This window comes from Micromonospora sp. DT44 (assembly GCF_049841635.1).
GTDB lineage: Bacteria > Actinomycetota > Actinomycetes > Mycobacteriales > Micromonosporaceae > Micromonospora.
The window spans coordinates 16510-37729 of record NZ_JBNCKS010000028.1 but is presented as its reverse complement, the minus strand read 5'-3'; the positions used below and the strand labels follow the sequence as shown (position 1 = coordinate 37729).

Below are 21220 nucleotides of genomic sequence, written 5' to 3'. Positions count from 1 at the left end.
GCTCAGTCGGGTCGGCCGGCCCGCGCCAGCTCGTCGTCGAGGGTGTCCAGGTCCTCCGACTCGATCGCCGGTTGGTTGCCCTCCGCCAGGTCGGCGTTGGGGCGGATCACGAGGTAGAGCAGGCCGATCCAGAGCGCGGAGAGGAGGATCGCGCCCATGAAGTCCGTCGGGTGGTGCATCCCCCGGTACATCCGGGAGGTGGCGACCCCGGCCGGCATGATCACGGCCAGCGCCACGAAGATCCACCGCCACCAGCGGTCGGTACGCGGGAACACGATCAGCGTGATCGCCAGCCAGACGCAGATCGTGGCCGCAATGTGCCCGGACGGGAACGAGGAGGTGGGCATCTGCCCGTCCAGGTTCTCCACCGGCGGACGCGGCCGGCCGACCACGTGCGCCGAGGCGAGGAAGAGGGTCAGCTCACCGACCATCGCCAGCACCACGAACAGCACGGGCCGCCACCGCCGCCACACCGCGAGCACCAGCGGGCAGAACACCAGCGAGATGAGCAGGATGGCGTGGGTGTCACCGAACTTGCTCCACCACCAGCTCACATCGGTCAGCACGTCGATGTGCCGGTCGGCGAACCAGCGCGGGACCACGGTGTCCAGGGTCGCGAAGAAGGTGCCCTTGGCGTGGTAGCTGACGAACATGCCGAAGCCGTACAGCGCGCCGAACACCAGCACCCAACCGACCAGCAGCTCGGCCATCGCCGAGCGGGGATGCGCCAGCACACGCTCCTCGGCCGGGGCGATGGCGATGTCGTGCCCCGCCTCCGGCTCCAGTCCCTCGGTCAGCGGCGGCACCGGCTTGCCGCGCTCGCGCCGCCACAGCCGGAAGGCGTACGCGGTGACACCCAGCCAGGCGGCACCGAGCAGCCAGGCGCCCAGCACGTCGGAGACGAAGTGCACGCCCAGCGAGATCCGGGTCAACCCGATCAGCGCCACCAGCACGCCGACGCCGACGATCGCGGGCTTGCGCCAGCGGGGCGCCATCGCCGGCAGGAACACCAGCAGCAGCGCCCCGTACGCGACGATGGAGCCGAGCGCGTGACCGCTCGGGAAGCTGTTGCCGGGAGCGCTGGCGACCGGGACGTCCACCACCGGGCGGAGTCGACCGACGAGCGCCTTGAGCGACGGGTCAAGGATCAGCCCGCCGACCCCCGTGACGATCAGGTAGACGGCCAGCCGGGGCTGCCGCCGGATCAGCAGACCGATCGCGGGGATCGCGACCAGCCAGATGAGGATCGGTCGACCGCCCAGATCGGTCACCGCCTGGAGCACGGTGACCAGCGCGTGGTGTGGGGCGACGAGCGAGTTGAACCACTCGGCGAGCTCGTGGTCGGCGTCCTGCAAAGGGCTCCACCGGAAGCGGACGAGCAACAGCAACAGTCCGAACGCCGCACCGGCGCCGATGACGGCGACCAGACCGGCGATGCTCCGTTCGGCAAAGTGACCGATCGGACGCCGAGCCACCTCTTTGACCGCGGTCACCCCGCACCTCCCTTGTCGTACCTGGCGAGGCGAGGTACCCGATCCGCGTGCGCCGTACACCCGGGCGCGCTCAGAGCGCGGTCATGTCACCGGTGTCGAACAGCTCGGCGCGGTCGGCCTCGGGCTCCCACAGGTCGGGCTGCGCCGGCTCCTGCACGCCGATCCGCAGCGCCTCCAACTGGGCGGCGAAGGCCAGACCGCCGAAGAGCGCCATGCCGGTCAGGTTGGCCCAGAGCAGCAGCGCCATCATGCCGGTCAACGCGCCGTAGGTCTGCCCGAAGCCCTCGCTGAACTTGACGTACGCGGCCAGCAGCAGGCTGGCCAGCCACCACAGGGCCGTGGCGATGCCGGCACCGAAGAACAGCCACGAAAGGCCGGGCTGGTTGCGGCGCGGCGCGTGCCGGAACAGCACCGCCACGGCGAGCACGGTCAGACCGAGGCTCAACGGAAACCGGATCACGTTCCAGATGATGTTGGCGGTCTCGCCCCACTCGTAGTGCTCGCGCACCGAGTCGCCCATCGCCCCGCCGCCGACGAGGATCAAAAAGCCGGCCAGCGCGGGCAGACCGGCGGTGACCGCCAGGACGGCCGCCCGCAGGTACTTCCACAACGCCGGGCGATCGCGCTCGACACCGTAGATGCGGTTGGCGCCCCGCTCGATCTGGGCCATCGTGGTGGTCAGCGCGACCAGGCCGGTGAGCAGACCCAGGGTGAGCGCCAGCTCCCCCGCGTCCTCGACGCGTTCGCCCTCGCCGAGCAGTTCGCCGACCATCTCGGCGCTCTGGCCGGGGGTGAGCGCCAGCACGGTGTCGGCGACGACCCGGCCGCCCTCCTCGACGCCCAGCTCGCTGATCAGACCGGTGAGCGCGATGAGGAACGGCACCACGGCCAGGCAGAGCTGCAACGCGAACGCGCGGGAGTGGCTGAACCCGTCGCCGTAGCGGAACCGGATGAACGCGTCCCGCAGCAGGTGCCAGCCGCCCTTGCGGCGCAGTGTGCGCCAGGCGTCGTCGGCCGACAGCTCCTCGTCGGCCATCAGCCGGGTCTCCGGCACGATCCGGGTGCTACTCACGGCGCGCTTCCTCGATCAGCTGCTCGCCCCGCTCCCCGGCGCCCTGTGCGTCGACGGCCAGGTCGGGAGCGTCCTCGGGCTGCGGGACGCAGAGCCACAGCGCCTGCGGCCGGATCTCGGCGCGGAGCTGCCGTCCGGGGGCGATGAGGTCGCCGTCCAGCTCCCGCGGCTGCGGGCGGTTGCTGCTGACGACCACCGTCCGGCCGCGGAACACCTCCATCTGCGGGACCTGGCCGCTGCGGCGGACCACGGCCCAGCCGAGCGCGAGCCAGTGCCGCAGGTTACGCGGGGTGAGTACGGCGATGTCGAGCCAGCCGTCGTCCGGCTCGGCCTCGGGCAGCAAAGTCACGCCGCCCTGGAGCCGGCCGACGTTGGCGATCAGCACCGAGCGGACCCGGCGGCGCACCGGGGGCCGGTCGTCGACGCGGATCTGCACCCGCATCGGCCGGTCCCGCAGGTGCTTCACGGCGCCCATCACGTAGGCCGGCCAGCCGATGCGGGCCTTGGTGGTCTCGTTGGTGGCGTCGAGCATCTGGGCGTCGAAACCCATGCCGGCCATCACAGTGAAGTACTGGTCCTCCACCGCGCCGACGTCGAGCAGCCGCCGACCGCGTTCGACGGCGATCTGGAGCCCCGCCGGGAGGTCGGTGGAGAGGCCGAGGTTGGCGGCGAGCAGGTTTCCGGTGCCCTGCGGCAGGACGGCGAGGGCCACGTCGGTGCCGACGAGCGCGCTGACGCAGGACATCACGGTGCCGTCGCCGCCGCAGGCGAAGACCATGTCGACGCCGTCCTTGACGGCCTGTTCGGTCTGGCCCCGGCCGGGATCGTCGACGGTCGTCTCGAACCACTGCGGCTCGGGCCACCCGGCGGCGGCGAGCGCGTCGTTCACGGTGCGGCGCAGCTCGTCGAGATCGGCGATCTTCGCCGGGTTGACCACCACGGCGGAGCGCAGCCCGCCGTCGCCACCTGAGGGGCGCCTGTCCTGTCCAGCATCCACGGCGTCAGTGTGCAACACCGGGCCGCTGTCAGCGACCCGGCGAACCGTCGGCGTCGGAAGTGCCACAGACAGGTTTCAACTCGCGGGTGCCCGTCACGCCGCCGCGCGAAGCGCCGCCTCCACCCGGCGGCGCAGATCGTCGAGGTCGACCCCGGCCTCGGTGAGCACCAGCGCGCCCAGTCCCTGACCCTCACGCAGCACCCCGAGCAGGATGTGCTCGGTGCCGATGTGCTTGTGCCGCAGCCGCAGCGCCTCCCGCAACGACAGCTCCAGGGCCTTCTTCGAGCGGGGCGAGAACGGGCCGCCCAGGTAGCGGCGACGTCCCCAGCGGCGACGCGGGGCCGGCACCGCCTCGCGCAGCGCGTCGGGGCCGAAGGACTGTTCGATGCGGGCCACGATCGCGGCGAGGTCGATGCCGATCTCGCGCAGCGCTGCCGCGTCCGCGTCACCGAGGCCGGCGCCCCCGCCCGTGGTGTGCCGCCGGACCCGCTCACGCAGGTCGTCGGCACGCACCCCGGCGTCGGCCAGCACACGGCCGGCTAGGCCGTCCTCGTCGGCGAGAAGGGCGAGCAGCAGGTGTTCGGTGCCGACCGGCCGCCGTCCCTCGGCCCGGGCCTCCTCGAGCGCCCGCCGCACCACGCCTCGCGCCCGGTCGGTGAACCGTTCGAACATCACGCCTCCCAGGATGGGTTGACCGCCGGTCGCCCGGCGTGCTTCTTGTGCACCGCCTGCCGGCTGACCTCGAGCGCGTCGGCGATCTCCTGCCAGGACCAGCCCTGTCGACGGGCGTTGTCCACCTGGACCACCTCAAGACGCTCGAGCAGCCGGCGCAGCGCGCGGACGGCACGGAGCCCGACTCGGGGGTCGGTGCTGCCGGCTGCCGCCGCGAGTTCCGTCGCCTGACTCATGCCGTCAACATACGTTGACAACGCCACTCCTGTCAACATTTGTTGACAGGACGCCTCGGGTCCGCGTACTCTATGAGGGTTGGACCCTTTCGACGGCCCAGGCCGATCCGGCCCACGCACCGCGACCACGCGACTACCCTCGGTGCAGGGACAGCGTGGTCGTGCCGGGCGCGACGCCCGGGAGGTGGTATCGGATGGCGGCATCGGCCGACGCGGAGGTGCTGGTCGGCCTCGGCTCGGACGGTGACCTACCGGTCGTGGAGCAGGCTGCCCAGGAGGCCGCCGGCCACGGGCGGCCCCTGCACCTGGTGCACACCTTCGACTGGCACGCCGCCTTCGCGGCGGACACCGTGGCCGCGCCCCGCGACGCCGCCGAGAGTCTGATCACCCGGGCCGCCCAGCTCGCCCACCAGGTCGAACCGGGTCTGACCGTGCGCGCCGAGATCGTCGAGAGCGCCATGCTGCCCACCCTCATCCGCCGGTCCGAGACGGCCTTCCTGCTGGCCGTCGGGGACAGCGGAATGGCCGGCAGCGGTCAGTGCGTACCGGCCGACACGCCCGCCGTGCAGTTGGCGGCGCGGGCGAACTGCCCGCTGCTGGTGGTCCGCCGCGAACCGCCGCCGCAGGGCCCGGTCCTGGCCGGAGTGGACGGCTCGCCCAGCTCCCACCTCGCCCTGCGGTGGGCCGTGGAGTGCGCCGCCCGGCGCGGCGCGCGCCTCGTGGCCCTGCGGGTGGTGGAGAGCGACGAGGACACCGACGCGGTCACCGAGCAGCTCGGCGAGGCGCTGGCCCGCCACGTCGGCCGGCACGCCGGAGTGCCCACCGAGTGCCGGGTCGTCCGCGGCGACCCCGCGCAGGTGCTCATCGACACGTCACGGTCGGTCCAGATGGCACTGGTCGCCGCCCGCGGCGACGAACCGGGACGCGCCATGCTCGGCGCGGTCGCCCAGTCCCTGCTCTACCACTCCCCCGCCCCGGTGGTCGTCGTCCGCGGGCTCGCCGAGGTGCCGCTCCCCGGGCCCGACGCCCACCCGACCCGGGACCAACGACCCTGACCGGCCACGTCCGCGGCGGCGAGGCTGGACGGCGGACACCCCCTACCCGCGAGAGGCGGCATCATGGACACCGCTGAAGACGTACAGCGCGCACTCACCGACGACGAGCTGCGCCGGCTGGACGCCTACTGGCGTGCCGCGAACTACCTCACCGTCGGGCAGATCTACCTGCTGGGCAACCCCCTGTTGCGCGAGCCGCTGACCCCCGACGACATCAAGCCCCGGCTGCTCGGGCACTGGGGCACCAGCCCCGGGCTCAACCTGATCTACGCCCACCTCAACCGGGTGATCGTCGCCCGCGACCTGAACGCCATGCTGGTCACCGGCCCCGGGCACGGCGGTCCGGCCATCGTGGCCAACACGTGGCTGGAGGGCACCTGGTCCGAGCGCTACCACGACGTCGCACGCGACGAGACCGGCATGGCCCGGCTGTTCCGGCAATTCTCCTTCCCCGGCGGCATCCCCAGCCACGTCGCGTCGGACGTGCCGGGTTCGATCCACGAAGGCGGCGAGCTGGGGTACGCCCTGAGCCACGCCTACGGCGCCGCGTTCGACCACCCGGATCTCGTGGTCGCCTGCGTGGTGGGCGACGGTGAGGCGGAGACCGGCCCACTGGCCGGCAGTTGGCTCTCGAACGTCTTCCTCAACCCGGCCCGGGACGGCGCGGTGCTGCCGATCCTGCACCTCAACGGCTACAAGATCGCCAATCCCACCGTGCTGGCCCGGATCCCCGAGACGGACCTGCTCGACCTGATGCGGGGCTCGGGTTACGAGCCGTACGTGGTGGCCGGCGACGACCCGAGCGTGGTGCACCGCACTCTCGCGGCCACCATGGACCGGGCGCTGGACGAGATCGCCACGATCCAGCGCCGGGCCCGCTCCGGCGGCGTCGTCGAGCGTCCCCGCTGGCCGATGATCATCCTGCGGACGCCGAAGGGCTGGACGGGACCACGCGAGGTCGACGGTACGGAAGTGGAGGGCACCTACCGCGCGCACCAGGTGCCGCTGTCCGGCGTACGCGACAACCCGGCGCACCTGGCCGAGCTGGAGCGCTGGCTACGCAGCTACCGACCGGAGGAGCTGTTCGACGCCACCGGCGCTCCGGTCGACGACCTGCGGACACTGCCGCCGCACGGTGACCGGCGGATGAGCGCCAACCCGGTCACCAACGGCGGAGTGGTCCTGCGCGACCTGGCCCTGCCCGACTTCGGCGAGTACGGCGTGGACGTACCCGAACCGGGTCAGCCGATGGCCGGCGCGACCGGGGTGCTCGGTCCGTGGATCCGCGACGTGATCGCCGCCAACCCGCAGACGTTCCGGCTGTTCGGCCCGGACGAGGTCGCGTCCAACCGGTTGGACGCCGCCTTCGAGGTGACCGACCGCGCCTGGATGGCCGCCACGGTCCCCGGCGACGACCACCTCTCCCCGGACGGCCGGGTCATGGAGGTGCTGTCCGAGCACCTGTGCCAGGGCTGGCTGGAGGGTTACCTGCTGACCGGCCGGCACGGCGTGTTCACGAGCTACGAGGCGTTCATCCACATCGTCGACTCGATGCTCAACCAGCACGCCAAATGGTTGAAGGTGACCCGGGCCATCCCCTGGCGACAGCCGATCGCCTCGCTGAACTACCTGCTGTCCAGCCACGTCTGGCGGCAGGACCACAACGGCTTCTCCCACCAGGACCCGGGCTTCATCGACCACGTGGTCAACAAGAAGGCCGAGGTGGTCCGCGTCTACCTGCCGCCGGACGCCAACACCCTGCTGGCAACCATGGACCACTGCCTGCGCAGCCGGCACTACATCAACGTGGTCGTGGCCGGGAAGCAGCCGGCGCCGAACTGGCTCACCGTCGACGAGGCGATCCAGCACACCCGCCGCGGCCTCGGTATCTGGGAGTGGGCCAGCACCGACGACGACTGCGAGCCGGACGTCGTCCTCGCCTGCTGCGGCGACGTGCCCACCCTGGAGACCCTGGCCGCCGCCGACCTGTTGCGCGAACACCTGCCGGAGCTCAAGGTGCGGCTGGTCAACGTCGTCGACCTGATGCGCCTGCAACCGGACACCGAACACCCGCACGGCCTGCCCGACAAGGAGTTCGACACCATCTTCACCCCGGACCGCCCGGTCATCTTCGCCTACCACGGTTACCCGTGGCTCATCCACCGCCTCACCTACCGCCGGTCCAACCACGAGAACCTGCACGTACGCGGCTACAAGGAGGAGGGCACCACCACCACCCCGTTCGACATGGTGATGCTCAACGACCTGGACCGGTTCCACCTCGTTATCGACGTCATCGACCGGGTGCCGGGGCTGGGCGCGCGCGCCGCGCACCTACGCCAGCAGATGGTCGACGCCCGACAGGCGGCCCGCGACTACACGCGCCGGTACGGCGAGGACGACCCACAGGTCGCCGAGTGGCGCTGGGTCCGCGAGACCGACCCGACCAACCCCTGAAGGAGGACGACGTGCGGGACGCGGAGATTCTGGTCGGCTACGACGGCTCGACCGACGCGTCGGTGGCCCTTGACTGGGCGTTGGACGAGGCCGAGCGCAGCGGTCAGCCGGTGCGGCTGGCGTACATCTTCGAATGGCTGACCGTGGCCAGTTGGGTCGGTCCCGGCGTGGCGCCCGGCATCTGGCCGGACGACACCGCCCGGCGGCAGGTGGACGACCTGGTCCGCAAGGCCGCCGCGGACGCCGCCGCCGCGCATCCCGCCCTGACGGTCACCGGCGAGGTGTACGACGGACCGCCCGCCCTCGTGTTGCAGGAACGCTCCACCGACGCGGGGATGCTGGTGCTGGGCAGCCGGGGCCACGGCGGGTTCGGCGGGCTGCTGGCCGGCTCGACGGCGGTGGCGGTCGCCGCGCACGCCCACTGTCCCGTCGTCATCGTCCGCGACGGCGCGGCCCACGGCCCGGCCGACCCCGTGACGGTCGGGGTGGACGCCTCCGAGCCGTCGCTGGTGGCCCTCGGCTTCGCGGCGGAGCGGGCAACCCAACGACGGGTACCGCTGCGCGTGCTGCACGCCTGGACGCCGGGCCCGGGTGGGGCGGCCGGGACGCCCGACGAGCGGGCGGCCGTCGAGGAGGCGGTCGAACCCTGGCGGCGGACGTTCCCCGAGCTGGATGTCACGGTCGACCTCGTCGGGGGCAGTCCGGCGGCGACGCTGATCGAGGCGAGCCGGTCGGCCCAGTTGGTGGTGGTCGGCAGCCGGGGACGGGGCGGGCTGGCCGGGATGCTGCTCGGCTCGGTCAGCCAGCAGGTCATCCAGCACGCCGGCTGCCCGGTCGCCGTCGTGCGGGAGCGTTGAGACGGTCGACCGTCGTGCCGGGCCGACCGGCCCGGGTCTCGGGACCTATGGCCCCTGCGCGCGGCCGACCGAGGCGCCCAGGATCAAGGGGCAACTCACCGCGCGACAGCGCCGGGTCAGGCACGATGGTCGAGACGGAAAGGTCGTGACGATGAGTCAGGAGAATTCGCTGACCACCGCGCTGGCGGAGGCCGCCGCCACCGCCGGCCACGCCCCCTCGGTGCACAACACGCAGCCCTGGCGTTGGCGGGTACTCCCCGACTCGCTGGAACTGCACACGGTCGCCGACCGGCAGCTCGCGGCCGGCGACCCGGAAGGGCGACTGCTGGCGGTCAGTTGCGGCGCCGCCCTGCACCACGCCCGGGTGGCGCTGGCCGCCGAGGGCTGGCGCGTGGTGGTGCGCCGCCTGCCCGACCCGGGCGAGGAGAGCCTGGTGGCCCGTCTGACCGACCTCACCCGGACCGAGGCCGATCCGGACGCCATGCGCCTCGTGCAGTGCATGTCGGTGCGGCACACCGACCGACGGCCGGTCAGCGACGAGCCGGTGCCCACCGACGCGATGGGAGAGGTCACCCGGGCGGTCACCGCCGAGGGCAGCCGCCTGCAGATCCTCGACCGCGACCAGGTGCTGGAGCTGGCCGCCACGGCCGGGCACGCCGGCGCGGTCGAGGCCGAGGACCCGGAGCTGCGCGCCGAGATGGCGTACTGGACGAGCCGCGCCGACCCCGGTACCGGTCTACCCGCCGACGTGCTCCCCGCGGAGCCGCCACAGACCACCGTGCCGGGCCGCGACTTCGGCCGCCCCGGCAGCCTGCCGATCGGTCCCGGCCACGACCGGATGGCGGTGTACGCGCTGCTGCACGGCGACGAGGACGACCGGGACAGCTGGCTCCGTGCCGGCGAGGCCCTCTCCGCCGCCTGGCTGACCGCGACCCGGCTCGGCGTGTCGGTGGTACCCCTCAGCGCGGTCGTCGAGGTCCCCGGCACCCGGCAGGCACTGCGTCAGGTGCTCGCCGGCATCGGCTTCCCGTACCTCGTGCTGCGCCTGGGGATCGCGGACCCGGCGCACGCGGGGCCGCCGCACACCCCGCGACTGGCCGGCGAGCAGGTGGTCGACACCTCCGCAGTGCGCGGCGACCAGGCCTGACGGGTCGATCGTCGCCGCCGGCCGACGCTACGATCGCGCGGTGACCAGCAGCGTCCCGCAGCCTCGCCCGGAACTCCCGGTGACGCCGTCGCTCGGCCTGAGCCCGCTGTCCCGGGTCCGCCTCGACGAATTGCTTCAGGAGATGCTGGACCGGGTCGGCGAGGTGATGACCAGCCGGGAGCGGCTGCGGGCGCTGCTCGACGCCGTCGTCGGCATCGGCACCAACCTGGATCTACGCACCACCCTGCGGCGCATCGTCCAGGCGGCCTGCGAGCTGGTCGGCGCCCGGTACGGCGCGCTGGGCGTGGTCGGTCCGGACCGTCTGCTGCACGACTTCATCGTGCACGGCATCACGCCCGAGCAGCACGCGCAGATCGGCGACCTGCCGCACGGGCGGGGCGTGCTGGGCCTGCTCATCGACGATCCCCACCCGCTGCGCATGCCGGACATCACCCAGCACCCGCGCTCCTACGGCTTCCCCGCCAACCACCCGCCCATGCACAGCTTCCTGGGCGTGCCGGTGCTTATCCGCGAGCAGGTGTTCGGCAACCTCTACCTGGCTGAGAAGCAGGGCGGCGCGCAGTTCACCGAGGACGACGAGGAGATCGTCGTCGCGCTCGCGGCCGCCGCCGGTGTGGCCATCGAAAACGCCCGCCTGTACGCCCTCGCTCACCGGCGGGAGCGCTGGCTCGCGGCGACCGCCGAGATCACCACGGTGCTGCTCGGCGAGGTGCGTCGCACCGACGCGTTGGCGCTCGTCGCCCGCCGTGCCCGGGAGGTCGCCGAGGCGGAGTTGGCGCTGGTGCTGCTCCACGACGCCGACACCGCGCAGTTCACCGTGGAAGTGGTCGACGGCGTCGACGATCGGGCCCGGCCGCTGGTCGGCACGGTCCTGCCGGCCGCCGAGACCAGCTTCGGGGCGGCCGTGGCGCAGGGACGGCACGACCAGGTGGACGACCTCGCGCACGCCGCGCCCTGGCCGGCGCTGCTGCACACCGGGCCCGCGATCGTCTCACCGCTGGCCACCGCCGACACTCTGCACGGCGTGCTCATCGTGGCGCACCGGCCGGAGCGTGGCGGCGGCGCCACCGACGAGGACGTGGCGTTGCTGGGCAGCTTCGCTGGCCAGGCGGCGCTGGCCATGGAGCGGGCACGTGGTCAGGAGGAGCGCGAGCAGTTGGTGGTTCTGGAGGACCGCGAGCGGATCGCCCGGGACCTGCACGACGTGGTGATCCAGCGGCTCTTCGCCACCGGCCTGCAGTTGCAGAGCGCCGCGCCGATGATGACCCGCCCCGAGGTCGCCAAACGGATCAACGCCGCCGTCGACGACCTCGACGACACCATCCGCGACATCCGGCGGACCATCTTCGAGCTGCGGACACCGATGACCGCCGCGCTGCGCACCGAGATCCGCGAGGCGATCGAGCTGGCCGCCGAATCCCTGGGTTTCAAGCCGCGCCTGGAACTGACCGGCCCGGTGGACAGCGCCGTCCCCGACACCGTCCGCCCGGAGCTGGCCGCCGTGCTGCGCGAGGCGCTGTCCAACACGGTCCGCCACGCGCGGGCCACCCGCGTGGACGTGGCCGTACGCGTCGAGGGCGATCAGGTGAGCGTGACGGTCACCGACGACGGGGTGGGCTGCGACCCGGCCGCCGCCCGGGGTGGCCTGGTCAACCTGCGCGAACGCGCCGACCGCCGGGGCGGCCTGTTCACGATCCGCCCCGCCGACCCCCAAGGCACCGAGCTGCACTGGTCAGTGCCCCTGCGCGACTGACCGCGCCGATCTTGCAGTTTCGGTTGACGAGATGAGGTGCTAGGTCGGTTTCGTCGGCGCAGAAAGTGCAAGATCGCGGGAACCGGGGTGGTTCAGGGGGTTTTGCCGAGCAGGCGGGTGGCCAGGACCGCCGCCTGGGTGCGGCGCTCCAGGCCCAGCTTGGCCAGCACGCTTGAGACGTAGTTCTTCACCGTCTTCTCCGCGAGGAACATCCTTCCCGCGATCTCCCGGTTGGTCAGCCCCTCGGCCACGTACTCCAGGATCCGCCGCTCCTGCTCGGTGAGCGACTTCAACTCGCGCGGCTGCTCGACGCCGTTGCGAATGCGGTCCAGCACCCGCGTGGTGATCGCCGGATCGAGCAGGGACTGCCCCGCCGCCACGCGGCGCACCGCGTCGACCAGGTCGGTGCCGCGGATCTGCTTGAGCACGTACCCGGCGGCACCCGCCATGATCGCGGCGAACAGCGCCTCGTCGTCCTCGTACGAGGTAAGGATCAGGCCCTTGATGGACGAGTCGACGGCCCGGACGTCGCGGCACACGTCGATGCCGTTGCCGTCGGGCAGCCGGGCGTCGAGGATCGCCACGTCCGGCCGCAGCGCCGGGATGCGGCGCGACGCCTCCTGCGCGGAGCCGGACTCGCCGACCACCTCGATGTCGCCGCCGCTCTGCAGCAGGTCGGCCAGGCCACGGCGGACGACCTCGTGGTCGTCGAGGAGGAAGACGCGGATCATCCCTCGTTTCTACCCGTGCCCCACGACGGGTGCACGGGCCGAAGGTCCCGACCGGAGGGGCCGACCGTCGGTGGGTCGGTCGGGCCCGGCGGGTCGGGACGTCCGGCCCTGCTCACCGCCGCCCGACCGGCGGACGGTGGGGGTGTGCCAGCCGTCGCGGCTCGACGACCGGCCCCGGGGAAGGAGCACCGCCATGGACATCGGCTACACCGCGAACCACCTGCGGACCGCCGCCGCCAGCGCGGTCCGGGCGCCGTCGCTGCACAACACACAGCCGTGGCGGTTCCGGCTGCGTGCCGGCGGGATCGAGGTGCTGGCCGACCCGTCACGGCGGCTGCCGGCGACCGACCCCAGCGGCTGGGGCGTACGGGTGGCCTGCGGGGCGGCCCTGTTCAACCTGCGGATCGCGTTGGCCGTGGCCGGCGTACCCGCCCGGGTGCGACTACGTCCGGAACCGGCCGAGCCGGATCTGCTGGCCCGTCTGGTGCCGGACCTCCCGCGCCGGCCCAGCCCCAGCGAGCAGAGCCTGCACACGGCCATCCCCCGCCGGTTCAGCAACCGGCTGCCGTTCTGGCCGGACCCGGTGCCGTCCGACGCCCGCTGGCGGCTCGGCGACGCGGCCCGCGCCGAGGGGTGCTGGCTGGAGCTACTGGTCGGGGTGAGCGCCGTGAACGCGTTCGGCGAGATCGCCCGTGGCGCGCACCGGGTGCTGGAACGCGACCCGGCGTACCGCGCCGAGCGGGAACAGTGGCTGCGTCACGGGTCCGCGCCGGACGGCGTACCCACCTCGGCCGGCGGTCCGCAGCACGAGCCGCAGGATGTGCTGCCGACGCGCGGCTTCGGCGGTCGCGACCGCGCGCCGGGGCGGGACTTCGAACCCGAGCCGCTGGTCGGGGTGCTCGGCTCGGTCGGTAACACCGCCATCGACCAGGTGGTCGCCGGTCAGGCCCTGCAACGGGTGCTGCTCACCGCCGTCGACGCCGGGTTGGGCGTGTCGATGTTGTCCCAGCCGATCGAGGTGCCGACGGCGCGGGAGCAGCTACGGGTGTCGCTGGGGCGGTTCGGCACCCCGCAGATGGTGCTGCGCGTCGGGTACGGCCAGCCCGGCCGACCCACTCCGCGCCGCGCCGTTGACGACGTGCTGGATCTTCCGGTCGTGCCGGCCTGAGGCTCAGCCGGCGAGCAGTCGGTCCAGTGGGCGGGGCACGCGATCCGGGTCGAGCGCCCGCACGAGCGCCTCGGCGTAGCGCGCCTTGCGCCCACTCATGGTGCCCAGAAAACGACGCAGTTGCCGCTCGATCGACCGGTCGCGTTGGGCCGGCTGGTTCTGGAAGACCCGGAACCGGGCCAGGTCCTGCTGGTCCGCGATGACCCGCTGCACGCCGTCGCTGCCCAGCGCGCGGATCAGCTCGTCCTCCAGGTCGGTCACGCACACCCCGAAACCGAGCGCCTCCATCGCCGACCGGTCCAGGGCGGCACCGAAGCCCGCCTGCTCCAGGCCACGGCGGAAGAAGCCCTCCTCGGCCTCGTCGCACAGCCCCCGTACCGCGACGGCGAGGCCCTGCGACCCGAACAGCCGCAGGTACCGGCCGACGCTCATCGCGCCGCCGAGCGGCACCACGCAGACACCCTCACCGGCGAGGTCGCGGTGTCGTCGCTCCGCCAGGACCTCCACCGCGCGCTGGTCGCTGACCCCCTCGACGAGGACGACCGTACGCAGGCCGGCCGCCGACTCCCGGGCGGCCGCGGCGGCCGTCGCGGCGTCGGGACCGCCGGCCGCCCACAGGTGCACGGCGGCTCGGAAGCGGTCCGGCTCAGGCACGGCACCGAGTCTCGCAACGGTTGGTCCACCCCGCCACCGGATTCCCGGCGTCGCGCCCGCTCGGACGCTCCGACGCGAAACGGCTCGTCACCGTGGAACCGGTGACGAGCCGTCAACGAACTGGTGGAACTCGTGGAGGCCCTTGCACACCCCTTGTTGGGAGGCAAAGCGCCTGCTTGGCATGGCCAAGATGTGGGCGTCACGGGACGAAAACCCCCGATAGAACCGGCACAGTCGCCTCAGGCGGCGGGGACCAACTGCTCCAGGTTTCGCCAGTCCTTGGCTGCCCAGTCCATCAACTGGCGCACACGCTCCTTGCCCTCCTCGATCACGACATCGATGAAGCACTCACACTTCGTCAGCTCCCGACCGTTGATCATGCACACCGCGATGCCCGCGATCTGCATGCCTCTCGACACCGCTACGAGTTGCTGATCCCAGGGCAGCGGTAACCGCTTAGCGATCTCCTTGCCGAAAACCCTGACGATGCGGGGCGTGCTGAGCCACTCCAACAGGAAGCCCACCAGGTCGCCGATCCGGTCATGGAGCCAATCCTTGCCGTCCAGGGCGGCACGGGCGAGACGAGCAAGCCCTTTGCAGTTCCGCCCCGACCAGTCAACCGTCAGCCGGTTCCAGGCATTGTCGCCCGCGTACCTGGCCGCCTGAACGGCGGCGGCATTGACCGCTCCCACCGCCAACGTCGCCTCGAAGTAGTCGACTGCTTCGGACACCAGGGCGTCCCGCGCTGCAGGTGAAAGTCTGCGACGCGGCCGAGCCGTCGCCCTGGCTGGACGCGGTGGGCTTGCCGCTCGTTGAGATCGCGCCGGTGATTTCGGCTTGGCCTTCTTGGGAGACTGCTTGGCGTACTCGGACAGGCGCTTGCCCGGCGGCACTTCCGGTCGACCGACATGCTGCGGACACCGCTGACCGACGCGGCCGACCCGCCGTTGACAGGCACGCCCGTCCCCGTCACGCGGACCCCGGCATTTGATCTTCTGCTTGCGCGGCCTCTGAGCCATAGCCGAACGTAAACAAGCCAACACGCAGCATGACAGCCGCCGATCATGTCGGATCTAGGACATGGCGCATGCCGCGATCCAACGCTAAAGCAAGTTACTCGCAGGTTCGGTGTGGCGAGACCCTTATTTGCCAGGCATGCCGGAATCCGCGGCTGGCGAGGCCGGTGCGATGCCGCATGGACGGCGCTCCTCAGGGGGCCCGAGGACCCTCCCATCCTTTGCCGTCACCATCCGCAATCCTTCACCTACTCCTTGACGCCGAACATGTCTGCCCTCAGGATGGCCACGTCGCAACATCCCGCAACCGACAGGACAGGGAGTGGACCATGCGCCTAACGTTGATCGGTAAGGATCCGGAGTCGAACCCGACCGGCTCGCCCACGGTGTACCGCACTGACCGGGAGAGCTGGGTGGTGCAGGGTTGGGTGGTGTCGGATCCAGCAGTGTTGGCACAGATGAGCATCCCAGAGGGCGAGTCCTGCGTGGAGATCCCGGACCGGATGCTCCAGTTCTTCAGGCAGGGGGATCGTGACCTCGATCAGTGAGGCTGAGTTCGAACGGCTGCTGGTGAGCTTTGAGCGTGATGCCATCCACCTGGAGACGCGCGACGCCTACGGCACTGCGGTCGAGCTGCCCTACATGGCCAAGTGGGCCGCCGGCGAGCCGGATGACTTGGCCTGGCTGCAGGGCTGGTGCGAGAGCCTGCACGAGCACGTCAAGGCAGGTCGGTCGGTGCGCCGGGCGCGCATCGTCTCTGAGCCGCTAAGCGACTATCAGCGCTGGTCGTACAGCATTGCTGAGCCCATGGTGGACGCTGGCGAGGACATCCGCTGGGTGCCACGTCGGCTGGTGTCATCACTGGCGCTACCCGGAAACGATTACTACCTGTTCGACGACCGCCTAGCGGTCTTCCTGATCTACGCAGGCAACGGCCTGGCTGTGGATCGCGTGGCGTCCACCGACCCCACCGACCTGCAGTTGTGCCGATCAGCGTTCGAGGCCGTCTGGCAGTTGGCCATCCCGCACCGTGACTACCAACCCGTCTAGCGCTGCCCGCCAGGGCCAGGAGGCGCTCGGTGTCCGTCTCCGTGAGCTGCGCAAGGAAGCAGGGCTCACGGGGCGGGCGCTGGCAGACTTGACCGGCCAACACTTCACGCGGGTCAGCAAGATCGAGCATGGCGTCCAGCCGCCCACCGACAACGACATCCTGGCCTGGTGCCACGCCTGCAACGCCGAAGACCAGATCCCCGATCTAACCGCCACGCTGCGGGCGGTGGAGTCGGCCTACCTCGAGTTCCGGCGCCAGAGCCGAGCAGGCATGAAGCGGGTGCTCGGCGCGCACACCCTGGCCCTGTACGAGCAGACATCGGTGTTCCGGATCTACGAACACAACGCCATCCCCGGGCTGTTCCAGACCGCCGACTACACGGCGGCGATGCTGTCGTTCTGGATTGACTTCCTCGAGACGCCCAACGACCTGGACGAGGCCGTGGCGGTGCGGATGGAGCGTCAGCGGGTGCTCTACCAGCGCGGCAAGCGGTTCGTGGTGGTGCTGGAGGAGCAAGCCCTGCGGACCTGGTTCGGGGACGCCGTCACCCAGGCCGGGCAGTTGGACCGGCTGCTCGCGGTGATGTCACTGCCTAACGTCTCGGTGGGCATCATTCCCCTAATGATCGAACGTCCGGCGGTCGCATCCACCGGTTTTTGGATCTTCGACGACCTCCTGATCGCGCTGGAGACGCCCACCGCGAGCATCGAGGTCACCCGACCGCAAGAGATCGAGCTGTACGCGCGGATGTTCGACCGCCTTCAGGTGTCGGCTGTGTATGGGCCGGAGGCGCGGGCGCTGATCGGCCGCACGATCGATCAACTTGGCCAATAGCGTCGCAACAGTTCGCAACATCATGGACGGCGTGGACGGCCCGCTCATACCGTCAAGTCGGAACTTCGGCAAGACGGACGCTGGGTACGAAAGGCGGCTGTTGCAGTGGATCCGGCGACGGCACCAGAGCCGGAAGCCCACTGGCTAACGGACGAACGGACGACCACTTGCCTGGCCATGACGAATCAACGTCTGTCCGTTCGGTGGCGAGGTTCCCTTGAGGCTGCCGGGCGGCCCGCGGCAACGGTGTCCGTCCGGCAGCAACCCTTATGCAGGCGAAGGGTGACCGTGATGATGCTTGGTGCTCTGATCAGCGCCGTACTACTGGGGTTCCTGGCAGGACTGTTCAGCTTCAAAGTCAAAGAGCAATGGTGCCCGGAATGCGGCGCATCTACCACGGCAAGGGCTTCGGCCGAGGTCCATAGGGCACGGGATAGCACCATCAGCACGCGAGATGCGCTGACTACTGGCGACGATGAATGTGAGCAGTAGGCCAAGCGGACGACCGGAGCAGCGGCGCATGCCTCCGAACCTACCGACGCCCAGGCCGGGCGATGTGTTGGACGTAGGTCGGGGTGCCAGCGTTCAGTTTGCGGGCGACCGTGGGTTCAAGTTCAGAGTCATCAAAGTCTGCCCGAAGCCGACCTACCACGGTTGGCTATGGCTTGCGGGGTACGTGCTCGACGGCAGGGGCCGCGCCAAGGAGCGACGGGAGATATTCGTCCAGGGCGACGGGCTACGGGCTACGGGCTACGGGCTACGGTGAGCAAAACCCTGATCCACGAAGCGCGTCAGACCGAACGTTGATCGTCCGGTCTGACGTGTAACAAAACTACGGGGTGGGCGATACTGGGTTTGAACCAGTGACCTCTTCCGTGTCAAGGAAGCGCGCTCCCACTGCGCCAATCGCCCATGGTGCCCGCTCGAACCGGCAGTCAGGCCCGTCGAGACGGATCGCGAGCGGACGACGGGATTCGAACCCGCGACCCTCACCTTGGCAAGGTGATGCGCTACCAGCTGCGCTACGTCCGCACGTCCCCGGCTACCACCGGCGACGGAGCAAACTCTACCCGACGCCAAGATCGGCCGGCGCGGCACCCTCGGGCGACCGCGATTGCGCTGCTCGACGGCGGGGTACTGATGAACCTCGACAGCACACCACACCCCCTAAGGAGGCTGTCGTGGGTATCGGCACCAGCATCTTCCTGATCGCGCTCGGCGCGATTCTCACCTTCGCCCTCGACGCGAGCGTCGGCGGCATCAACCTCGACGTGGTCGGCTGGATCCTGATGGGCGCCGGCGTCCTCGGTCTGATCATGACGGCGTTGATCTTCCAGCGCCGCCGTGGCGCGGTCGTGACGACCACCGAGCAGCCGGTCGAGTACCGCCGGGTCGAGGAGCGGCGGGACATCGCCCCGCCGCTGTGAAGGGCTCGGTGAAACGGGCCGGCGACCTCCTTGCGAGGATGCCGGCCCGTTCACGTTTGCGCTGGTGAGGCCCGATACGCGCCCGCGTTACGATCGCGCTCATGGAGTCCCTCGACACGGTGCTGGTCGCCCACCGGTCGTACCTGCTCGGTTGGAACATCGGCGCGGACGGTGGCCCGGACCTGCCGACCTACCGCAGTGACGTGCCGCACGCCACCCTCAACGGGGTGCTGCGGGTGGCCGGGCCGCCGCCCGGCGAGGCACTCGTCGAGGCCCGGCGACGCCTGCGGGGCGTACCCCGAGTCTGGTGGGTCGGCCCGGACAGCGACGTCGGCACCGCCGACGGCCTGGTCGCCCTCGGCGCGACCGAGGTCGCCCGCATGCCGATCATGACGAGGGCGCTCACCGCGGCGGCCGAGGCCCCGACGCCCACCGGCGTGCGCATCACCGAGACCGACGACCTCGACGCCTTCGTCCCGGCCTACGCCCGGGTGTCCGGCATCCCGGCCGAGGGTGTCCCGGCGACGATCGAACGGGAGAAGGCGTTCAGTGGCGACGGCACAGTGATCCGGCTGGCGGGTCGCCTCGCCGACGGCCGAATCGTCGGCACGGCTGTCGCCTGGCTCAGCCACGGTCTGGTCACCCTCTACTTCGTGGGCACGCAGCCCGAACAGCGCCGGCAGGGCATCGGCACGGCCATGACCCGGGCCGCGCTCCACCTGGCCCGGGAGCGGGGCGCCCACACGGCAGCCCTCACCTCGTCCTCCGTCGGCGAGGGAATCTACCGCCGCCTCGGCTTCCGGCCGGTGGGCGAGTTCCGGCTGTTGACCTTCTGACCGACCGACGGCGGATCCTCGTTCCTCGGCCCAGAAAAGCCGCCCGCGGGCATGGTCAACGAAGCCGCCGGTTGCGAGACTGCTGGGAATGTCCACCACACCGCTGTCCCTGCCGCAGCCGTCCGCGCGGGCACCCGAGTTCGGCCGGGACGCGCTCATCGTCTGCGAGAACCTGGTACGGATCTACCAGACCGGTTCGGTCGAGGTGCAGGCGCTCCAGGGACTGGACCTGGCCGTGGAGAGCGGTGAGATGGTCGCCGTGGTCGGCGCCTCCGGATCGGGCAAGTCGACGCTGCTGTCCATCCTGGCCGGCATCGACGCCCCCACCGCCGGACGGGTCCGGGTCGACACGTGGAACCTGCTGGCGATGTCCCGCGCGGACCGGGTGGAGTACCGGCGGCACACCGTCGGGTTCGTCCGGCAACAGACGGCGAGCAACCTGATCCCGTACCTGACCGCGCGCGAGATGGTGGACCTGCCGATGACGGCGGCCCGCACCGCGAAGAAGGAGCGGCAGGAGCGCGCGGCCGAACTGCTGGACAGCCTCGGCGTCGCCGACTGCGCGGACCGCCGCCCCGGCCAACTCTCCGGTGGGCAGCAGATGCGGGTGGCGATCGCGGTGGCCCTGGCCAACCAGCCCCGGGTCCTGCTCGCCGACGAGCCGACCGGCGAGCTGGACGCCGCCACGTCCGCCGAGGTCTTCGGCGTACTGCGCGACGTCAACCGGCGCTACGGCGTCACCGTCGTCGTGGTCACCCACGACCCGGAGGTCAGCGGCCAGGTCGAACGGACCGTCGCGATCCGCGACGGTCGTACCAGCAGCGAGGTGCTGCGCCGCACCACCACCAACGCGGAGGGCGACACCCACATGACCGCCGAGGAGTACGCCGTAATGGACCGGGCCGGGCGGGTCCAGGTGCCCCGCGAATTCCGCCAGGCGCTGGCGCTGACCCGACGGGTCCGGCTGGCCCTGGAACCCGACCACATCACGATCCGCTCCGACTCGCGTAGCGGCGAATGAGCGAGCCGCTGCTGCGGGTTCGGGACGTGCACCGAAGCTTCCGCGCCGGGCCGACCGTCGTGCACGCCCTGCGCGGCGTGTCGTTCGAGGTCACCGCCGGTTCCATGGTGGCGCTCGTCGGCCGGTCCGGCTCGGGCAAGACCACCCTGCTCAACGTCATCGGCGGCCTGGACCGCCCCGACGCCGGGGCCGTGCACGTCGACGGCACCGACGTCACCACGCTGGACGAGGACGGCCTGTCCCGGCTGCGGCGCGAGAAGGTGTCGTACGTCTTCCAGAACTTCGGGTTGATCCCCGTGCTGTCGGCCGCGGAGAACGTCGCCGCGCCGCTACGGCTGGCCCGCGTCGCCCCGGTCGAGCGCGAGCGGCGGGTCGAGTTGCTGCTGGAGCTGGTCGGCCTCGCCGACCACGCCCAGCAACGGCCAGCCGAGATGTCCGGCGGCCAGCAGCAGCGGGTGGCGATCGCCCGCGCGCTGGCCGCGTCGCCCCGGCTCCTGCTCGCCGACGAGCCCACCGGACAACTGGACGCCGAGACCGGCCTGTCGGTGATGGCCCTGCTACGCGGGGTGGCGGAGTCCGAGGGCGTCACCGTGCTCGTGTCGACGCACGACGCGGTGATGATGGCCCTGGCCGACCGGGTGATCCGCATTCACGACGGGCACCTCGACGAACAGGCGGCCGAGCAGGCGTACGAGCCCGTGCCGGACGGCGGGTGACACGAC

21 protein-coding genes and 2 tRNA genes are annotated in these 21220 nt (G+C 71.3%); 13 read left to right on the top strand and 10 right to left on the bottom strand.

Translation table 11 applies throughout. The annotated features are described in order from the left end of the window. Positions 1-2 precede the first annotated feature (2 nt). From ACLQ25_RS17645 to ACLQ25_RS17625, 5 genes are all read right to left on the bottom strand, one after another. Positions 3-1493 carry a phosphatase PAP2 family protein gene (locus ACLQ25_RS17645; RefSeq protein ID WP_425731943.1) on the bottom strand — a complete coding sequence of 497 codons (1491 nt, stop codon included), beginning with the start codon at positions 1491-1493 and terminating at the stop codon, positions 3-5. A 70-nt stretch (positions 1494-1563) separates the two neighbouring features. Beyond that, positions 1564-2565 carry a YihY/virulence factor BrkB family protein gene (locus tag ACLQ25_RS17640; RefSeq protein WP_425731942.1) on the bottom strand — a complete coding sequence of 334 codons (1002 nt, stop codon included), beginning with the start codon at positions 2563-2565 and terminating at the stop codon, positions 1564-1566. After that, positions 2558-3562, bottom strand: a complete 1005-nt coding sequence (locus ACLQ25_RS17635) for a diacylglycerol/lipid kinase family protein (protein ID WP_425731941.1) — start codon at positions 3560-3562, stop codon at positions 2558-2560. Before ACLQ25_RS17635 ends, ACLQ25_RS17640 begins: the two co-directional genes overlap by 8 nt. Before the next feature lie 93 nt (positions 3563-3655). Then, positions 3656-4234 carry a Clp protease N-terminal domain-containing protein gene (locus ACLQ25_RS17630; RefSeq protein WP_355051888.1) on the bottom strand — a complete coding sequence of 193 codons (579 nt, stop codon included), beginning with the start codon at positions 4232-4234 and terminating at the stop codon, positions 3656-3658. Beyond that, on the bottom strand, positions 4234-4470 hold the full coding sequence (locus ACLQ25_RS17625) for an HTH domain-containing protein (protein WP_088946910.1): 237 nt from the start codon (positions 4468-4470) through the stop codon (positions 4234-4236). The genes ACLQ25_RS17630 and ACLQ25_RS17625 overlap by 1 nt, the downstream gene beginning before the upstream one ends. A 194-nt stretch (positions 4471-4664) precedes the next feature. On the opposite strand from ACLQ25_RS17625, the gene ACLQ25_RS17620 reads away from it, so the two are divergent. The 5 genes from ACLQ25_RS17620 to ACLQ25_RS17600 all read left to right on the top strand — a co-directional run bounded on the left by ACLQ25_RS17620 (position 4665) and on the right by ACLQ25_RS17600 (position 11760). After that, on the top strand, positions 4665-5525 hold the full coding sequence (locus ACLQ25_RS17620) for a universal stress protein (protein WP_425731940.1): 861 nt from the start codon (positions 4665-4667) through the stop codon (positions 5523-5525). Positions 5526-5588: 63 nt separating this feature from the next. Further along, positions 5589-7982 (top strand): phosphoketolase family protein, encoded by a 2394-nt coding sequence (locus tag ACLQ25_RS17615; RefSeq protein WP_425731939.1) that lies wholly within the window; start codon positions 5589-5591, stop codon positions 7980-7982. A gap of 11 nt (positions 7983-7993) precedes the next feature. After that, positions 7994-8839 (top strand): universal stress protein, encoded by an 846-nt coding sequence (locus ACLQ25_RS17610; RefSeq protein ID WP_425731938.1) that lies wholly within the window; start codon positions 7994-7996, stop codon positions 8837-8839. Positions 8840-8990: 151 nt separating this feature from the next. Continuing rightward, positions 8991-9986, top strand: a complete 996-nt coding sequence (locus ACLQ25_RS17605) for an Acg family FMN-binding oxidoreductase (protein WP_425731937.1) — start codon at positions 8991-8993, stop codon at positions 9984-9986. Between the two features lie 97 nt (positions 9987-10083). After that, positions 10084-11760 (top strand): GAF domain-containing protein, encoded by a 1677-nt coding sequence (locus tag ACLQ25_RS17600; protein ID WP_425731980.1) that lies wholly within the window; start codon positions 10084-10086, stop codon positions 11758-11760. A 92-nt stretch (positions 11761-11852) separates the two neighbouring features. On the opposite strand, the gene ACLQ25_RS17595 is transcribed toward ACLQ25_RS17600, so the two are convergent. Next, positions 11853-12491: a response regulator gene (locus ACLQ25_RS17595; protein WP_425731936.1), complete on the bottom strand. Its 639-nt coding sequence runs from the start codon at positions 12489-12491 to the stop codon at positions 11853-11855. A 193-nt stretch (positions 12492-12684) separates the two neighbouring features. Between ACLQ25_RS17595 and ACLQ25_RS17590 the strand changes: the two genes are divergently transcribed. Continuing rightward, a complete protein-coding gene (locus tag ACLQ25_RS17590; protein ID WP_425731935.1) occupies positions 12685-13659 on the top strand; it encodes an Acg family FMN-binding oxidoreductase in 975 nt (324 codons plus the stop codon). Positions 13660-13662: 3 nt separating this feature from the next. Here ACLQ25_RS17590 and ACLQ25_RS17585 read toward each other — a convergent pair whose 3' ends face one another. Together ACLQ25_RS17585 and ACLQ25_RS17580 are read right to left on the bottom strand one after the other, a co-directional pair. Next, positions 13663-14313, bottom strand: coding sequence for a TOPRIM nucleotidyl transferase/hydrolase domain-containing protein (locus ACLQ25_RS17585; RefSeq protein WP_425731934.1), 651 nt, complete (start codon positions 14311-14313; stop codon positions 13663-13665). 239 nt (positions 14314-14552) lie between these two features. Continuing rightward, the gene (locus ACLQ25_RS17580; RefSeq protein WP_425731933.1) at positions 14553-15044 is read right to left on the bottom strand and encodes a hypothetical protein; all 492 of its coding nucleotides are present in this window, start codon (positions 15042-15044) and stop codon (positions 14553-14555) included. Positions 15045-15658: 614 nt separating this feature from the next. Between ACLQ25_RS17580 and ACLQ25_RS17575 the strand changes: the two genes are divergently transcribed. The 3 genes from ACLQ25_RS17575 to ACLQ25_RS17565 are packed head-to-tail and all read left to right on the top strand — an operon-like array spanning position 15659 to position 17214. Beyond that, on the top strand, positions 15659-15877 hold the full coding sequence (locus ACLQ25_RS17575) for a hypothetical protein (RefSeq protein ID WP_278179104.1): 219 nt from the start codon (positions 15659-15661) through the stop codon (positions 15875-15877). Then, on the top strand, positions 15861-16379 hold the full coding sequence (locus tag ACLQ25_RS17570) for a DUF6879 family protein (protein WP_425731932.1): 519 nt from the start codon (positions 15861-15863) through the stop codon (positions 16377-16379). The genes ACLQ25_RS17575 and ACLQ25_RS17570 overlap by 17 nt, the downstream gene beginning before the upstream one ends. Beyond that, positions 16360-17214 (top strand): helix-turn-helix domain-containing protein, encoded by an 855-nt coding sequence (locus tag ACLQ25_RS17565; RefSeq protein ID WP_425731931.1) that lies wholly within the window; start codon positions 16360-16362, stop codon positions 17212-17214. The genes ACLQ25_RS17570 and ACLQ25_RS17565 overlap by 20 nt, the downstream gene beginning before the upstream one ends. Positions 17215-18054: 840 nt before the next feature. On the opposite strand, the gene ACLQ25_RS17560 is transcribed toward ACLQ25_RS17565, so the two are convergent. Together ACLQ25_RS17560 and ACLQ25_RS17555 are read right to left on the bottom strand one after the other, a co-directional pair. Further along, positions 18055-18126, bottom strand: a tRNA-Val gene (locus tag ACLQ25_RS17560). Between the two features lie 47 nt (positions 18127-18173). Further along, positions 18174-18246, bottom strand: a tRNA-Gly gene (locus ACLQ25_RS17555). Between the two features lie 149 nt (positions 18247-18395). Between ACLQ25_RS17555 and ACLQ25_RS17550 the strand changes: the two genes are divergently transcribed. The 4 genes from ACLQ25_RS17550 to ACLQ25_RS17535 all read left to right on the top strand — a co-directional run bounded on the left by ACLQ25_RS17550 (position 18396) and on the right by ACLQ25_RS17535 (position 21214). After that, the gene (locus ACLQ25_RS17550; RefSeq protein ID WP_357122984.1) at positions 18396-18641 is read left to right on the top strand and encodes a DUF6458 family protein; all 246 of its coding nucleotides are present in this window, start codon (positions 18396-18398) and stop codon (positions 18639-18641) included. 101 nt (positions 18642-18742) lie between these two features. Further along, positions 18743-19477: a GNAT family N-acetyltransferase gene (locus ACLQ25_RS17545; RefSeq protein WP_425731930.1), complete on the top strand. Its 735-nt coding sequence runs from the start codon at positions 18743-18745 to the stop codon at positions 19475-19477. Positions 19478-19565: 88 nt separating this feature from the next. Beyond that, positions 19566-20498 (top strand): ABC transporter ATP-binding protein, encoded by a 933-nt coding sequence (locus ACLQ25_RS17540; protein WP_425731929.1) that lies wholly within the window; start codon positions 19566-19568, stop codon positions 20496-20498. Further along, a complete protein-coding gene (locus tag ACLQ25_RS17535) occupies positions 20495-21214 on the top strand; it encodes an ABC transporter ATP-binding protein (RefSeq protein ID WP_425731928.1) in 720 nt (239 codons plus the stop codon). The genes ACLQ25_RS17540 and ACLQ25_RS17535 overlap by 4 nt, the downstream gene beginning before the upstream one ends. Positions 21215-21220 lie beyond the last annotated feature (6 nt).

Excerpts from the sequence above, each read along its gene's own strand:
- ACLQ25_RS17630 (WP_355051888.1), bottom strand. The coding sequence starts at position 4,234 with ATGTTCGAACGGTTCACCGACCGGGCGCGAGGCGTGGTGCGGCGGGCG.
- ACLQ25_RS17625 (WP_088946910.1), bottom strand. The coding sequence starts at position 4,470 with ATGAGTCAGGCGACGGAACTCGCGGCGGCAGCCGGCAGCACCGACCCC.
- ACLQ25_RS17620 (WP_425731940.1), top strand. The coding sequence starts at position 4,665 with ATGGCGGCATCGGCCGACGCGGAGGTGCTGGTCGGCCTCGGCTCGGAC.
- ACLQ25_RS17615 (WP_425731939.1), top strand. The coding sequence starts at position 5,589 with ATGGACACCGCTGAAGACGTACAGCGCGCACTCACCGACGACGAGCTG.
- ACLQ25_RS17605 (WP_425731937.1), top strand. The coding sequence starts at position 8,991 with ATGAGTCAGGAGAATTCGCTGACCACCGCGCTGGCGGAGGCCGCCGCC.
- ACLQ25_RS17595 (WP_425731936.1), bottom strand. The coding sequence starts at position 12,491 with ATGATCCGCGTCTTCCTCCTCGACGACCACGAGGTCGTCCGCCGTGGC.
- ACLQ25_RS17590 (WP_425731935.1), top strand. The coding sequence starts at position 12,685 with ATGGACATCGGCTACACCGCGAACCACCTGCGGACCGCCGCCGCCAGC.
- ACLQ25_RS17575 (WP_278179104.1), top strand. The coding sequence starts at position 15,659 with ATGCGCCTAACGTTGATCGGTAAGGATCCGGAGTCGAACCCGACCGGC.
- ACLQ25_RS17545 (WP_425731930.1), top strand. The coding sequence starts at position 18,743 with ATGGAGTCCCTCGACACGGTGCTGGTCGCCCACCGGTCGTACCTGCTC.
- ACLQ25_RS17540 (WP_425731929.1), top strand. The coding sequence starts at position 19,566 with ATGTCCACCACACCGCTGTCCCTGCCGCAGCCGTCCGCGCGGGCACCC.
- ACLQ25_RS17535 (WP_425731928.1), top strand. The coding sequence starts at position 20,495 with ATGAGCGAGCCGCTGCTGCGGGTTCGGGACGTGCACCGAAGCTTCCGC.